Annotated in this window: 8 protein-coding genes and 1 pseudogene; 2 read left to right on the forward strand and 7 right to left on the reverse strand. The window is 70.7% G+C overall.

Annotated features, from left to right (window positions below; all coding sequences use genetic code 11):
* The first annotated feature begins 269 nt into the window (after positions 1-269).
* Positions 270-1355, forward strand: coding sequence for a DMT family transporter (locus tag VXC91_RS27120; RefSeq protein ID WP_329509961.1), 1086 nt, complete (start codon positions 270-272; stop codon positions 1353-1355).
* 30 nt (positions 1356-1385) lie between these two features.
* Here VXC91_RS27120 and VXC91_RS27125 read toward each other — a convergent pair.
* Positions 1386-2546: pseudogene (locus VXC91_RS27125) on the reverse strand (transglycosylase family protein); the annotation flags it as partial.
* Between the two features lie 306 nt (positions 2547-2852).
* Here VXC91_RS27125 and gndA point away from each other — a divergent pair.
* Positions 2853-4292: an NADP-dependent phosphogluconate dehydrogenase gene (gndA, locus tag VXC91_RS27130; protein WP_329509962.1), complete on the forward strand. Its 1440-nt coding sequence runs from the start codon at positions 2853-2855 to the stop codon at positions 4290-4292.
* Between the two features lie 517 nt (positions 4293-4809).
* Here the strand turns inward: gndA and VXC91_RS27135 are convergent.
* The 6 genes from VXC91_RS27135 to VXC91_RS27160 form a co-directional block, all read right to left on the reverse strand.
* A complete protein-coding gene (locus tag VXC91_RS27135; RefSeq protein WP_329509963.1) occupies positions 4810-5478 on the reverse strand; it encodes an aspartate/glutamate racemase family protein in 669 nt (222 codons plus the stop codon).
* Positions 5479-5489: 11 nt separating this feature from the next.
* A complete protein-coding gene (gene panD / locus VXC91_RS27140; RefSeq protein ID WP_329509964.1) occupies positions 5490-5909 on the reverse strand; it encodes an aspartate 1-decarboxylase in 420 nt (139 codons plus the stop codon).
* A 797-nt stretch (positions 5910-6706) separates the two neighbouring features.
* Positions 6707-7795: a DEAD/DEAH box helicase gene (locus tag VXC91_RS27145; protein WP_329509965.1), complete on the reverse strand. Its 1089-nt coding sequence runs from the start codon at positions 7793-7795 to the stop codon at positions 6707-6709.
* Positions 7792-9639, reverse strand: coding sequence for a DUF1998 domain-containing protein (locus VXC91_RS27150; RefSeq protein WP_329509966.1), 1848 nt, complete (start codon positions 9637-9639; stop codon positions 7792-7794). Before VXC91_RS27150 ends, VXC91_RS27145 begins: the two co-directional genes overlap by 4 nt.
* Positions 9636-12761 (reverse strand): helicase-related protein, encoded by a 3126-nt coding sequence (locus tag VXC91_RS27155; RefSeq protein ID WP_329509967.1) that lies wholly within the window; start codon positions 12759-12761, stop codon positions 9636-9638. Before VXC91_RS27155 ends, VXC91_RS27150 begins: the two co-directional genes overlap by 4 nt.
* Positions 12762-12804: 43 nt before the next feature.
* A complete protein-coding gene (locus tag VXC91_RS27160) occupies positions 12805-15684 on the reverse strand; it encodes a sigma-70 family RNA polymerase sigma factor (protein WP_329509968.1) in 2880 nt (959 codons plus the stop codon).
* Positions 15685-15808 lie beyond the last annotated feature (124 nt).

Consider the following 15808-nt stretch of genomic DNA (forward strand, 5'->3'; position numbering starts at 1 on the left):
AGTCGTGCGCGCTGCAACACCACGACCAAGTACATGCTCGTGCACACGCGCGCACACTCCTGCACATCCGAAACCGAACAGCTCCCAACCCCGGGGCGCCCCTCTTGGGGAGGAGAGGAACGAGTGCGTACTCCATCGGCAGTAGGACCCGATGCGTGCTCAGGTACGACGACGGGAAGAGTTCCGCACGGCATCGTGTTGATTATGGAACCAGAGTGTTCATCGCGCCGGGCGCCCCGCTCCGGCCCCCCGCAGAGGAGCCGCCGCTCATGAGCGCCCTCGCGTTGTCCCTCATCCTTTCGCTGTTCTCCGCCGTGGCCTACGCCGGCGGAGCGATCGTGCAGGAGCGGGTCGCCGTGTCCTCGCCGGGGGAGTCGTGCGCGCCGCTGCGCCGGCCCGCCTGGTGGGCCGCGGTGGTACTGAACGGTCTGGGCGGGCTGTTGCATGTCGTGGCGCTGGCCTATGGACCTTTGAGCCTGGTCCAGCCGCTGGGCGCACTGACCATCGTGTTCGCTCTGCCGATGGCCGCTCTGTTCCTGGGCCGCCGGCCCGGGGCGACCGCCTGGCGGGGCGCGGTCATGGCCACCGTGGGTCTGGCGGGTCTGCTGTCGCTGGTGGGAGCCTCCGGCACACAGACGCTGAGCGGCGCCCAGCGTGTGATGGTGGCCCTGGTCACGGCCGGCGGCGTGGTGGCACTGATGGTCGCGGCCCGCGCGGCGCACCGGCATCCGGCGGTGCGCAGTGTGCTGCTGGCGGTCGCGTCCGGTGTCGCGTTCGGTATGTCGTCGGTGTTCACGAAGACGGTCGCGGTGGACTGGAAGAGCGGGGTCTCGCTCGCGGATCTGCCGAGCCTCGCGGTGATAGGCGTCTTCGCCACGGCCGGCCTGCTGTTGTCGCAGCTCTCCTACCGGGGTGCGGGCCTGGCGGCGCCACTTGCCACGCTGACGGTCGTGAACCCGGTGGTGGCGGCCGCGGTCGGCATCACCATGTTCGGCGAGACCTTTCGCTACGGCACCGCGGGAACCGCGCTCGCCCTCGGCTGCGGTGTCGTCGCCGCCGGCGGTCTCATCCTGCTGACCACGGAGCGGACCGGCAACGAGCAGCGCACGGCCGCAACCCGCGAGACCGCCCTGGATGCCGTCGCCGCACCGGAGCCGCTCAAGGAAGTCATCGCCTCGCTGCCCGTGCAGGCGCCATCTCCTGCCGAGGAGGACAGGTTCGTGCCGGAGCCGGTCAAGGAGGCCGTGTACCAGGACTGGGAGCCGGCCCGCCACGGCGAGCCGGTCTGCCCGTACGGCCCCTTCTACGGTGGGCCCTTCGTGCCGGTGCCCGCCCCGGCCCGCGTCAAATCCTGATCCCTTCCGATGGGCGTCAGAGCCTGACGAGAGCCTGACGCCGCCCGCCCGGAGATAGGCGACGGGATCGATGTCGCTGCCGAACGCGGGTCCCGTCCGCACCTCGAAGTGCAGATGCGGGCCGGTGCTGTTGCCGGTGGAGCCGGCGCGGCCGATGCGCTGGCCGGCCACCACACTCTGCCCGTCCTTCACGGAGATCGCCGACAGATGGGCGTACTGCGTGTAACGGCCGTCGGCGTGCCGGATGACCACCTGGTAGCCGAAGGAGCCGCCCCAGCCCGCGCCGACGACGTGCCCCGAAGCCACGGCCCTCACGGAGGTTCCGGTGGGCACCGGGAAGTCGACGCCCGTGTGGTAACCCTTCGACCACTCCGCCCCGGCAGCGTGGTAGGGCATGCCCATGGCCGCGGTCACCGGGGCGACCAGGGAGCGGGTGGTGGCGGCGCGGTCCGAAGTGGTGTTCCGGGTGGACGACTTGCGGGTCCGCGCGGGTGTGGACTCCGTGTGCTCCGGCGCCTCGGAGCGCAGCTCCAGCCGCCGGCCGGGCAGGATCAGATCGGGGTCGGCCCCGACCGTCTCGCGGTTGGCCGCGTACAACCGCTGCCAGCCGCCCTGGACGTGGTGGGTGTCGGCGATGCCGGAGAGCGTGTCCCCGCGCACCACGGTGTACATCTCGGCGGTGCCCGCCTGCGACTGGGGCGTGGTCTGCGGTTTCACATCGCGTACCGAGCGCTTGACGGTCCGTGTGGCGGTGTCAGGGGTGCCGCGGCCGGAGGTGGAGCCGGCGGCCCCGCTCGAACGGGGCTGGGCGTGAGGGTGGGTGAGGCCGGCGCGTACGGAACAGACCGGCCAGGCGCCGGGGCCCTGACCCCCGAGGACCTTCTCGGCCACCGCGATCTGCTGGTCCCTGGTGGCGAGATCCGCGCGCCGGGCGTACACCGTGCCGCCGTAGGCCTCCCAGGTGGACCGGGTGAACTGCAGTCCACCGTAGTGGCCGTTGCCGGTGTTGATGCTCCAGTTCCCGGTCGACTCGCAGGCGGCGACCTTGTTCCAGGTGTCCACGTCGGCGGCGTGTGCGACGCCGGTGCCGATGAGGGGGATGGCCATACCGGCACCGCCCGCCGTGACGGTGAGCGAGGCGCGGTTGATCCTTGTCGGCTGATACCGGCGGTGCCGGCCGCGTACGGCCATGGGGACCCCCTCGACATGCGTCAGGAGGGGCAAAAGTACGTGTTGCGAACAGGCCATGACAAGACGGCAATCGGTCGCGTCCTCAGGTCAACTGCCCGGGCGTCGTTCCCGGTTTCCGGGACGGAGCCGGACGACGGGCCGGGGGTGCGCGCCCCTCGCCGCGACACGCGGATGTGCGGTGGGCGTACCGGCACGTCAGGATGGTCACCGGGAAATACTGACGAACACGACCGGCACCACCCCCTGAGGATGTCTTCAGGACCGAACCGGCACCGCCGATTCCAGGACCTCTAGGAGCCAACCCTTATGAGTACTTCAGCCCAGATCGGCGTCACGGGTCTCGCGGTCATGGGCCGCAATCTCGCCCGCAACTTCGCGCGCAACGGCTATACGGTCGCCCTGCACAACCGGACCGTGGCACGGACCCACGACCTTGTGAAGGAGTTCGGGCACGAGGGCGACTTCGTGGCGACCGAGGCCGCGAAGGACTTCGTTGCGGCGCTCGAGCGACCCCGACGTCTGATGATCATGGTGAAGGCCGGTGGGCCGACCGATGCGGTGATCCAGGAGTTCGCCCCGCTCCTGGAGCCGGGCGACATGATCATCGACGGCGGCAACGCGCACTTCGCGGACACCCGCCGCCGCGAGAAGGAGCTGCGCGAACACGGCATCCACTTCGTGGGTACCGGTATCTCCGGCGGTGAGGAGGGCGCGCTGCACGGCCCCAGCATCATGCCGGGCGGCTCGACCGAGTCCTACGACTCCCTCGGCCCGATGCTGGAGAAGATCTCCGCGAAGGCCAAGGACGGCGCGCCCTGCGTGACCCACGTCGGGGCCGACGGCGCCGGCCATTTCGTGAAGATGGTCCACAACGGCATCGAGTACGCCGACATGCAGCTGATCGGCGAGGCGTACCAGCTGCTGCGCGACGTCGCCGGGTACTCCCCCGCGCAGATCGCCGAGATCTTCCGCACCTGGAACACCGGCCGCCTGGACTCCTACCTGATCGAGATCACCGCGGAGGTGCTCTCCCACGCGGACGCGGCAACGGGCAAGCCGTTCGTGGACGTGGTCCAGGACCAGGCGGAGCAGAAGGGCACCGGCCGCTGGACCGTGCAGATCGCCCTCGATCTCGGGGTGCCGGTGTCGGGCATCGCGGAGGCGGTGTTCGCCCGATCGCTGTCCGGGCACCATGCGCTGCGCCAAGCCTCGCGCGGGCTGGCCGGACCGAAGCCCGCGCCGCTGGCCGAGGCCGAGGCCCGGGCCTTCGCCGACCGCGTGGAGCAGGCGCTGTACGCGTCGAAGATCGTGTCGTACACGCAGGGCTTCCACGAGATCGCGGTGGGCAGCGACGAGTACGACTGGAACATCGACCTCGGCAAGATCGCCTCCATCTGGCGCGGCGGCTGCATCATCCGCGCGGCCTTCCTGGACCGCATCCGCGCCGCGTACGACGCCCGCCCCGACCTGCCCAGCCTGCTCTCCGACGAGGCCTTCGCACAGGAGATCGCCGAGGCACAGGACGACTGGCGCGACGTCCTTGTCGCCGCGACCCGCCAGGGCGTCCCGGCGCCCGGTTTCTCCGCGGCGCTCGCCTACTACGACGCCCTGCGCGCCGATCGGCTGCCGGCCGCCCTCACCCAGGGGCAGCGGGACTTCTTCGGGGCGCACACGTACCGGCGCACGGACCGCGAGGGCTCGTTCCACACACTGTGGGGCGGGGACCGGACGGAGGTCGAGGCGTAGCGCGTCCGCGCACCGCGTGACGGAGGCCCGCCGGACGGAGGTCTCCCTCCGCGCGGCGGGTCACAGCGCATCCCCCAGGGCCGTCCTACTTCAGGGGCGGCCCCGGCTCGGGCTCGGGAACGGGGTCGGGACCGGGCGGCTCCGGGATGGGAGACGGAGGCGGCTCGGGGATGGGCCGGGGCTCCGGGCCGGGCACGGGTTCCGGTCCGGGCTGCGGGCGATCGGGGCCGGGACCGGGTGGCACGGGGCCGGGCGCGGGTGGGACGGGGCCGGGTGGCACGGGTTCCGGGCCCGGCGCGGGCCCCGGTTCCGGGGTCGGATCCGGTCCCGGGGTCGGTCCCGGACCGGGGGGCGGTCCCGGCTGTGCGGGATCAGGGAACGGATGCGTCATCGTGTCCTCCAGCCATTCAGTACATCGGCCCTGGACTTGTGCCCCGGGTACCCGGGGCTCCGATCGGCACTCACCCCGTAGCAGGACACGGAAGGGACCGGGTGGGCCACGGCCCGGCCGGGACGACTACGGCAGCTGTGCGGCGCCCCGGATCGCCGCTGCGGCCGCAGCGAGCCCCGGCTCGGGGCTCGCCAGGACCGGGACGTCCGTCGAGGTCAGGTACTGCGCCGCGGCCATGGACGCCTGGGCGAGGACGATCGCGTCGGCGCCGGAGACCGTGTCTGCGGTGTCCACGACCGCGCGCACGTATCCGTCGGTGTCCCCCGCCTCGAAGCGCTCCCACGCGCCCTCGACGAGCACCGTGCGCACCTCGACCTCTCTTCCCGCCGCCTCCTCCCGGATCAGCCCGGCCGTCGGCTCCAGCGTGCTCTCCACCGTGGCGATCACGACGATGCGAGGCCCGGCCGCCACCGCGGCCGCGGCCATCGGCCGGTCCACGCGCAGCACGGGCACACCCACCTCCGCGCACTCGGCGACCGCGCCGATCGTCGAGCAGGTGCAGAGCACGGCGTGGGCGCCCGCCGTGACCGCCCCGTCGAGAAGATCCCGGACGGCATCGCCCACGGCGTCCGGGCCGTGGGCGCGGGCGTGCTCCAGCAACTCCTCGGCCACGAGATGCCTCAGTTCGATGCCCGGGTGGAGCCGGTCGCGCAGGGCCTCGAAGACAGGGACGTGGACGGGTGAGGTGTGCAGCAGGGCGAGCGTGCCGTGCGCCCCGCCGTCGCTCGTGGACATGCTCCCCCCGGTCAGGTCGTGGCGGCCTGCGGGCTGCGCTCCTGGTCCGAACCCGGTACCGGGGCGGACGGGTCCGACCCCAGAGCCACGATCCGGTTGTCGTGGTCGACGTGCACGACCCTCGGCCGCAGGGTCCGCGCCTCGGCGTCGGAGACCTGAGCGTAGCTGATGACGATCACCAGGTCGCCGGGGTGCACGAGGTGGGCCGCGGCGCCGTTGATGCCGATGACGCCGGAGCCGCGCTCGCCCTCGATGACGTAGGTCTCCAGCCGGGCACCGTTGGTGATGTCGACGATGTGGACCAGTTCACCGGGCAACAGGTCCGCGGCCTCGAGGAGGTCCGCGTCGATGGTCACCGATCCGACGTAGTGCAGGTCGGCCTGGGTGACGGTGGCACGGTGGATCTTGGACTTGAACATTGTACGAAACACGGAGAGACTCCCGATTTGTCTGCTCCCTGCCTGCTTTTTGCAGGTCAAGGGCGGTCTTCGGAGCGTACAACGATTCGCATGTTCGGTCAGCTGTCCCCAGGCGTTTCAGGACTCACACTGACCAATTGCTGACTTTCGTGACACGTCATCAGGCGGCTGCGCCGGCTGCGGGCGGGTCACGGCCGCGACGGCTCGGCCTGCTACCTCGGCGACGGCAGTGCCCCCGGCCACGGTTCTTCTGTTCTGCCGTCTCCCTTCCGGACCACTCAGATCCCCCGACCCGGTACTTTCAGATCCCCCGACCCGGTACTTGAGGAGTAGCCCACCCTTGATACGGCCACGGCAGCCGACATCAATTCCGCCGTCCTCGGCCGTCTGATGGGCCACGACGCCTGCGTTCACCAGGGCCTTGGTAGTGCCACCCTCATGATCAGCAGCGCTCCACACCAGCGCCTCGCCCGAACGGTCGGCGAGCTCGTCGGCCCTCCACGGCCTCGCCCACGTCACCACCTACCGGCCCCTGAGCCGCCTCGCAGACCACGGCCCACCGCACCGGGGACCACCGCACCGGGGAGACCTGGGCCCTCACGCCTCATGCCCCGGGGGCTTCGGTAACAGCCTCTCGGACGCCGATACCGTTCACGCCGCAGAGTCGGCACAAGGTTGGAATAAGGTCGCCGAGCAACGTGGCACCACGGGCGTCGCAGCCCGGGGCGCAAGCCCGTGATCCAGTGCTCGGGCCTGCTCGCAGCGGACCTCGACCGGCGCGCTCCCGAACGCCTGGCGGGCCAGGCCGGTCAGCCACGTAGCAACGCGCTTGGCCCTACCTGCGCCAACAGCGGCGGCTCCGATGCGCCTTCGTAGGCGAGATGCAGCTCGCGTCGGGCTCGCGTGGCCATGACGTAGTACTCCATGCGCAGGGCGGCCGCGGTGGGATCGGTGGCGGCGTCGGTGTGCGTGTCGGGGATGACGACGGTGTCGAAGCCAAGGCCCTTGGCGCTTCTTCGATGGACCAGGACAACACCGGGACGGCCGAGGTCCAGGCGGTGGTAGCGGCCCCCTTTCCAGGCATCGGAGGTGTAGAGCTGCGGTTTGAGTCTGGGCGCCTTGTTCTGCAGGGTGCCGAGCAATGAGAACTGAGTGTGCTTGGAGTGGGCTATCACGCCGATGGTGTGCTGCGGATGCTGCTTGGCCAGCAGCATCACCAGGTCGGCGGCACCACGCTGCGGGAGGCGGTGCAGCCGCGGAGGCGGGCCGTCCCGTTCGGGGATCGGAGGCAGGCCGGCTCCGGTGTGGAAGTGGGCCGCGAAGGAGGCGATCTGCCGGGTGTTGCGGTGGTTGCCGTCGAGTTCGTGGTGCGCGCAGCGGCCGAGGCGCTCGGCGATCTCGGCGAGTGTGGAGTTGGTGTCGGTCAGACGCTGGCACTCGTCCGCGTACACCGTCGTGCGGGCTCCCAGCAGTCGGCAGAGGCGGTAGAACTCCGCCGGCAGGTCCTGGCCTTCGTCCACGACCAGGGTGAGTCCGGGCGGCGGGTCGGTCGCCGCGGCCCGCTCGTACAGGGCGTGCCAGTCGAACCAGCCGTCCGGACCGCCAGGCGGCTTCCCGCCGTACCACTCGGTGAGCCAGGCGTGTGCGGTCCGCACCCGCGCGCTGCGGTCCGCGGGTCCCAGGGCGTGGACGGCTCCGGCCAGCGACTGGTGCAGCAGGTTGGAATAGGTCAGCAGGACCACCGGCGTTCCCGTCAGGGCGAGCATGACGGCTCGCTGGGCCGCCAGCAGGCTCTTGCCGCTTCCCGGCGGACCGCTGATGAGGTGATTGCCGTCGAAGGGCAGATCGTCGAGGCAGGAGCGCTGCTCCTGGGTGAGGTCGAGATAGGTGACGGTCACATCTCCTCCACGGCGTCGGCGGCCGCGGCGCGGGCCGCGGTGACGATGGACTCCAGGTAGCCGGGCACCCGTTCACCGCCGACGACGAGGGCGCGGTCGAGGAGGGCGTTTCCGCTCTCGCAGCTGGTTTCGGGGAGCAGCGCGCAGGCGTGGCAGGCCGCGCGGTTGAGGTTGCCGAAGCCCTGGCCGGTGTGCTCGGCGCAGAGGGGGTCGGCCGAGCACCAGGCTGCGGCCTCCGTCATCCGGAGCAGGGTCTCGGCGAGCCGGGGCGGCTCACCTTGCCGGACAAGACCGCCGAGGGTTCCCTCCGCATCTCCTGCGGCCGTGTAGACGAGGATGCCGTACTGATCCTGCTCAGGGCGTGCGTAGATGCGTTCACGCAGACTCGCCGTCGTGTATCCGGATTCGAAGGAGAGCTGGCGGATCAGCAGATGCGCGAGGGTGTGCAGGAGCACGAATCGCGGGGACAGCTCCGGTCCGGTCAGGGTTTCCAGACGGTCCTTCTGGAAGGAGCGGTCGAGGTCGGCTCGTATGCCGGAGACCCGGCGCCGAACCCTGGGGTCCGATTCCCAGGTGCCGAGTTCGCTCTTGTTCAGGGTGAGGAAGATGCCCTCTCCGAAGACCTCGACGGCGGGCAGCCACCTCAGGCGCCGCGCGGTGTCGGCGGGGACAACGGTGGCGTCCGGGGACACGCGGGTGAAGCCCGACAGGGCGCGTACCTCGCGCAGCCGGTCGGCGAGGACGATCCGGCCGAACCGGCGGCTGAGGCCCGCCCAGGGGGCGGCGGTCTCGCCGGCGAGCCCGAGCGTGGTCTCGCGCAGCGCGAAGTCGCGGGTGGCCGGCGGGGTCGGAGCGGTGAAGGCGTCCCATTCCTCCCCGCTCAGGTCGGGCCGGTCGGCAGTACCGGTCCCGGTGGAGGTCGCCGTGGTGGGTCTGCCCGTCTCCTCGGCGAGGAGGGTGTCGAGGAGTTGGTCGTCGGCGCCGGTGTCCTCCTGAATCATCGAGCGGAAGACCTCGGCCCGCGGTGAGTCGGCGCCTCTGCACAGCGACACCCACAGATCGTGTCCGCGCACTCGTGCGGCGAGCGCGTCGTCGGTAACAACGGGTGCGTCGGTCTCGGGGATGTCGAGCGCCGAGTGAACGATCGGGTAGTAGAGGTTTCCCGCGGTGCGCTGCACGACCTGCACCGGCTTCTCGCACTCCACGGCCTCGCTCGCCCGCTGCCAGGGGTTGCGTCCCGCGCAGCGCATGCCGTGCGTGCCGAGGATGTCGAGCAGGTCCCGGGCCGCTCCGCAGTCCTTGGCGGTGCAGGCGACGGAGAGCGCCTCGAGGCCGGAGGCGCGTTCGGCGACCAGGAAGCGCAGCTTGTCGCGGTCGCCGCATTGCCGGCGCTCGCCCGCGTCCTGCCGGGAATGGGCCCAGAACCACCAGTCGACGTCGCTGAGGTGTCCGGCCGGGCAGATCTGCACGAATCGCATGGGTGCAAGCGCCCGCCCCGGCGAGCAGGACGGGCAGCGCGGCGGACGGCCGGGCTTCTCGTCCGCGATGCGCCACCTGGTCATACGACGGCAGGCACCGCAGAAGAGCCAGGACGGGAAGCGGATGTACGGCGCCCCGGGCGCGTCCGGCATGTCGAACCGGTCGCTGGCCGTCGCTGGAGCGGCGTAGAAACCGGTCACCCCGAGCCGGGAGGCCAGCCGGGGCGAGTCGACCTGCTGCCTGCCCCGGCTCGGCCAGTCGCCGATTCCAGTGGCGACGAACGACTCGCCTTGGATGTCGAAGACGGCTCCGACCCCGAAGGGCACCACCGTCTGGGACTGACGTACCCGCAGCGTGCGGCTCACAGGTCGGCTCCCTTCACCATCACCTGGCACTCCCGGTCGACGTTGCGCATCGAGTTGGGTGTCTCCCACAGGCCGTAGGTCTGCTCGAAGCTCTTGATGAGGTTGGCCTGGCCCTTGCCCTGACTGCGGTAGAACAGCTCCCGGCCGTCCTTGCGCGCTGCGCGCGCGGCTTCCTCCCAGTCGGCGAGGAGGTCCGCCAGTTCCTTGCGCACGGCGTCGCCCGCGGCGGGTTCGCAGGCCTCGGCGCGCGCCGCCAGTTCCTCCACGAGGGCCTCCGCTTCGGGCAGGTGGTGCAGTATCGCCCCCGCCTGGTTCTCCGCGGCGAGGCCGAGGCGGTGCCGGACGAGGATGACGAAAGCGGCGTGCAGGGCGCGGCGGCGCGAGGGGACGGACCACGGAGTAATGCTGGTCGGTTCGACGTGCCGGTACAGCGAGCGGTGGTACACGTCGAAGGTCTCGTAGTGCGAACGGTCCCGCGGCCGGGTGGCGTTGAAGAAGGTGACGACGAGGCCGGCCACGGAGTGGCGGCCGACACGGCTGGTGGCCTGGATGTATTCGGCCGTCGTCTTGGGCTGCCCCTGCATGAGCATCAGTGCCAGTCGCTTCACGTCGACGCCGACGGACAGCATGTTGGTGCAGGGTAGGAAGGACACCGACTCCGGATGGTCCCATCGCTTCTCGAGCCGATCGAGGAGTACGGGTTGTTCCGCACGCGGCAGGTTGCTGGTCAGCTCCTGCACCTGGCGATCCGTCAACTGCCGTGTTCCCACACCGGATTCAAGTCCGGCGAGCTGAGCGGGAATGTCATCGGCCGCAGCGGTGACGGTCCGGCCGAGTTCACGCAGGCTGTGGTGGTAGGCGACGAGCGTCCAGTAGGCATCCCGGTGTTCCTCGGGCAGCTCCCACGCGCCCTGCAACATTGCGGCGGCTACGGCCACGGCGGCGCGGCCTGCCGTGTGTCCCTGAGCCATGACTCCGATGTAGCGGCGGCCGGGCCGGGAGGTGTCCGGTTCGGCGAAGTAAGAGTGGCGGGCATCGAGCCCGGCGGGTGGGAAGAGCTGGACGCCACCGCCATAGAGGGCGCGGATCTGTTCCCCTGAGCGGCGGATGGTGGCCGTCGAGGCCACGACCTTGGGTCCAATGCCGTCGGGCCGGGTGCACAGCCCCAGCACGGCGGCCTCGTACAGGCCGACCGTGGTGCCGAGGGGGCCGGTGAGCAGGTGCAGTTCGTCCTGGATGACGAGGGACGGCGGCAGCTGCGTACCGCCCGCCGCGAACAGCCGTCCGGCGCGGGGCTCCCATGCGAGTCGGGCGAACTTGTCGACGGTGCCCAGGACGAACGTGGGCGGCCGGTCGTACAGGTGCTCGTCCACCACGGCGACGGGCAGCTCGTCGTGGAAGACACACTCCTCGCGTGGGCAGAAGAAGGCGAAGGAGTCCGCTTTGGCGCGCACGCCGTAGTCACCGATGTCGGGTGACTTGTGGGCGGGCAGGATGCGGGTGCCGCACCAGGGGCAGCGGTCGAGGATGAACACGTCCTCGGGCCGGGCGGCGGCGCGCACGTCGTCGAAGGCCGCACGGGCCTTTTCGTACGTGTTCGGTGTGGTCGTCTCACCCACCCACAGGCCGATCGAGAAGGGCTCGTCACCGTAGATGGCCGGATCCGCCCGGCGGAGGGTTTCGAGGGCGCACACGGTGGTGGCCGCGCGCTGGAACTGCTGGGTGGTGAGCAGGCTGAGGGTGTAGCGGCTGAGGACCGCCGTACCGCCCCCGTCGGGTTCGCGCCTGCGCAGTGTCATGCTGAAGGCCGCGAGCAACAGGTACGCCTCGGTCTTGCCGCCGCCGGTCGGGAACCAGATGAGGTCGGTGACGGCCCGGTCCCGGTGCCGGGGATCGGCCACTCCGTCCAGGGCCAGCAGGAAGAACGCCAGCTGGAAGGGGCGCCAGGCGGCGTCGGGAGTCGGCTCCGGGTCCGGGGGTACGGCGTCGCGGCGAGACCGGCGCGTCCCCGCCAGATCCGGGGCGGAGTGGCGCATCTGGAGCGCCATGACGTGGTTGGCGGTACGGAAGGCGCGCAGCAGCTGGGGCCGGGACGGATCGCAGAGGGTGCGCACCCCGGACTCGATGCGGGCAACGGCGGCGGCGATACGGCCCAGGACGCGGTCCGCGGCAGCCCGTCCCCACTCGGGGATGTCCGCGTTCAGCCGCCCCACATACCACGCACGGTAGTCGGCGGCGAACTCCCAGAGTTCCTCTCGAAGTTGGTCGACAGGGACGTCGGGGTCGGCAAGGTGCCCGAGGTTCAGCACCGGGGTGCCGCTGGGGCCCGCCGCCCGTACACCGGTGACCTCGGCCTCCGGCATGACGGCCGCGCGCAGCGCCGTGACCTGGTCCCCCGCATCGTCGTACTGCTCCTCGACCGCACAGCCGTGTCCGACGGCGTGGGTGCGCACGTGCCGGTACTGCAGGCGCAGTTCCTGCTCCTCCGGGTCGCGACTGGCGAGGCGGACGCTTGGGTACTGGAGCACCCTGCCGTCGACGGGCCGTGCCTCCAGCTCCACTTGGAACAGCATGCGGTCCCACTGGGCGGCCTTGCCAAGGGCCGGCGCGTGCCAAGCCGCATTGACCAGAGCCACGGTCACCAGCTGTCCGGTACCGAACGCGCGGCGCCTGACGCGGAGTTCGGCGCGCGCGTCGAGGACGGTGACCTGGTCGCGGTCGGGGCCGAGGGTGTGCGTCTCGGCCGGCAGCGGGATGCGCTGCCAGCTCCGGCCCCGTTCGCTCGTACCGGAGCGAGTCTCGTAGCGGGCACCGGAACAGCGGATCTCCACGGTGGCGGCGTCGGTGTAGAAGCTGAGGCCGAGCGATGAGGGAAGCCACGAGTTCGACTCCGCAACGGGGTCGGCGGCGGGAGCGGTGTCCTCGGCCGCCCTCTCCGTACCGGCACCGTCCGGTTCCTCGGCGGCCAGGTCCAACTGGCGCTGCAGATCGGCGTCCTGGGGATACAGGGTGCCCATCAGGTACTGCCGGTCCGGCGGGGCGTCGAGCGTCTCCTCGCCGCCTCCAGCCGGACCGACGAGCTGTCTGTGCAGGTAGGCGACGAGTTCCTGTCTGGGGTCCATCTGCTGTTCCTTCAGAGGTACGGGGACGTGGGCTGCGCGCGCTTCAGGTCCGGCGCCAGCGGTCCCGGAACGTGATGCGGTCGGGGTCGGCTGCCTGCGCCGCGGCCAGCTCTTGCTGCAGTTCGGTGATGCGGGCCCAGGCGTTGTGCTCGCTCTGGGCGATGCGCTGGGCGGCCTGCTGCTCGACGTTCTCCGCGTGCCGGCGGGCCGCCTCGACGGCCCGGTCCCGTTGCGCGAGTGCGGCTTCCGCCTGTCGAAGTCTCGCTTCCAGGTCGGAGATACGCGTCTCGGCTCCTTCGCGGTACTCCCGCAGACGCCGATCCGCCTCCGCGGCCCGTTTCCGGTGGAGGTCCGCGTCCTCGGCGGCGGCCCGGGCGGATTCCTCCGCCTGTTCCACCTGACGGACGAGTCCCTGCTGCACCGCGTGTTGTTCCTGTTTCAGCAACGCGATCCGTGTTCCGGCCTCGGCCCGCAGAAACTGCTCGCGGCGAGCCAGTGTCTTGTCCATACGCCGCAACAACGCGTCCTCAAGGGCGTCGAGCTGCCGCTGGGTGTCCGCCTCCACGGCGGCGGCGCGTGCCTCGACTGCCTGCCGCGCACGGCGCTCCTGAGCGAGGCGCTCCTGGTGTTCGAGCCGCACACGCTCCAGCTCAGCCTCGTGCTCACGGCGGAGCCCGGCGACGAGCTGCCCGTCGTCAGGGCTCCTCTGTTCCTCTTCCTGGACGGCGACGGACTGTGTTCTCTCACCCCGGCTTTGAGAGGACACCTCTGTGTCCGCTGCCGGAGAGTCTCCTGCGCCGTCCACCGCCTCATCGTGTCCTGGCACGTGGTGGTGGCTCTCCTCGCTCTCATCGGGATGTGCGCCACGGCGGGAGATCGTCTCGATCCGGACCTTCCCGTCGGCCGGCCCAGGTATGGGTGACCGTGCATCGTCGGACACGCCCTCCGGCTTCGCGGATTCACGGTCCGAGACGCCCCCGGACGCGCCGCCCAAGTGCGCATCGGACGCGGGCGGTGGTGCCTCAGGCGCCCGTCGGCTCGGGATGCCCGCAGCGAGTTCCCGCAGCGCGTCACGCACGGCAAGGCGGGACTCCGAGTTCACCAGCGGCTTCCTGGCCAGGTACGCCCTAGGGGTCAGCCCGACCAGTGCCTCCGACGGGCGCTCGAAGAAGTCCTCGGGCCGGAGGCGGGCCTTTCTCAGCGTGTCGAAGACACGCTGCAGGACTTCCAGAGCCGTGAGTACCTGACGGTCCGGCATCATGCGCTCCCGCGCGGCGCGTACGACGTCCGCGGTGGCCCGGGGCCCGAGGATCACCGTCAGTTGGGCCTGTCCCAGCGCCAGCAGCGCGTATTCGGCCAGCCAGTCAATGCCGCCCTCGAACCTCGCCCCCAGGCGCAGGGCCTTTTCCCAGTCGGCGGTGCGCTGCAGCGGCTGGGCCGGGCTGCATTCCTGGCGCGACTCGGGCTCGGCGGCCTCACTGGCCAAGGTCGGAGGTACGGGTTCCACGACACCGTCGTGCCTGTCCTTCCCCGTTTCCCTCTCGTTTTCCTCCACCTCTGCGGCCTCCTCCCCATCGCTCCGGTGTGACGACCCATCGGCCTGAGGCGGGCCGCCGTCGGCTCGGGATGACGGCTCGTCCACCGAGACATCGGGCTTCGCCTTGCCATGAGCAGGACGTTTCGTCGACCGGGCCTGCTTCCCGTCTTCCGCGGCCTCCGGAGCGTTCCCGCCCTCGTAGGCGCTGATGACTCCGACCATCCGCAGGCGCATCCTGAATGCCGAGAGGGCCTTGCTCTCCACCTGCCGGATGCGCTCCCGGGTCACGCCGAACTCCCGCCCCAGTTCGTCGAGCGTCGAGGGCTCGTCACCGTCGAGGCCCAGGCGTCGGACGAGGACGCGGGCGTCACGCTCGGAGAAGGTGTCAAGGACGGCCATGACGTCTTCCATCAGGAGTGTGTTCACCACACTCCGCTCCACCGACGGCAGGGCGTGATCTTCCCCCACGAAGTCGCCGAGGGTGGCACCGTCACCGATGACACGGTCGAGCGAGTCGGTGCGCCGACTCAGCCTCCGTATCTCCTCCACCCTCTGCACGGTCATGTCGCAGCGCACCGCCACGTCGACGGCCGACGCGGGCCGCCCCATCGCGGCGAGGGCGCGCTCCGCAGCCGTCACCTTGCGCATCTGCTCGTGCATGTGGACCGGAATCCGGATGAGAGCACCCTCGTCCGCGATGGCCCGCGTTATCTGCTGACGGACCCACCAGGTGGCGTAAGTCGAGAACTTGTAGCCCTTCGCCGGGTCGAATTTGCGGGCGGCTCTCATCAGCCCGAGCGCGCCTACCTGGAACAGGTCCTCGTAATCCAGCCCCTGCTCCAGGTACGGGCGGATGAGTGAGTGCACGAGACGCTGGTTGTGCAGGACCAGGCAGTCACGGGCCCTGATCCTCAGGTCACCGGGCGGCAGTCTGCTCAGTTCCTCGGCGTCCGGCTCCTGCCCTACCCGATCCGGGCCACCGCGCAGCAACACGGCGAGGCCGACCTCCGCTTCGGCCTTCAGGAGACGGTCCCCGGGATGTCTGCAGAAGCGGTCCTCCTCCAGTACGGCCAGCGCCGCGACCACCGCGGTGGCACTATCCCGGTCCTCCGGCTCGGTCCCCGGTCTCCCGGAGGCCGACGGCTCGCCCTCCTCACCTACGGGCTGAGTCTCCCCCGTGTGAGGACCGTCCGCCGCAGAGTCACCATCGGAGTCATCGGAGTCATCGGCGTCGCGCACCTTCGCCCAGGCCCTCAACTCAGCCATCTGCTGTGCACCGAGTCCCGCCAGGCGGGCGACGCCGTCCACCACTCCGGAGGTCACGTATCCATCGGTGTCCGCGTAGCGCAGCAGCAGCGCCTGGACCAGGCCAGCCCCGGGAAACACATTTTCTCCACGCCTTCGTGCAACCTTTTCCACATCCGGAGAGTCCGCGTCTACATGCACACGAACGTCCTGGACATGCAGGCCCAATCGGGCCAACTCGCTCCGCAACCGGTCCCGCTCGACC

The organism is Streptomyces chiangmaiensis (assembly GCF_036281785.1).
Lineage (GTDB): Bacteria > Actinomycetota > Actinomycetes > Streptomycetales > Streptomycetaceae > Streptomyces > Streptomyces chiangmaiensis.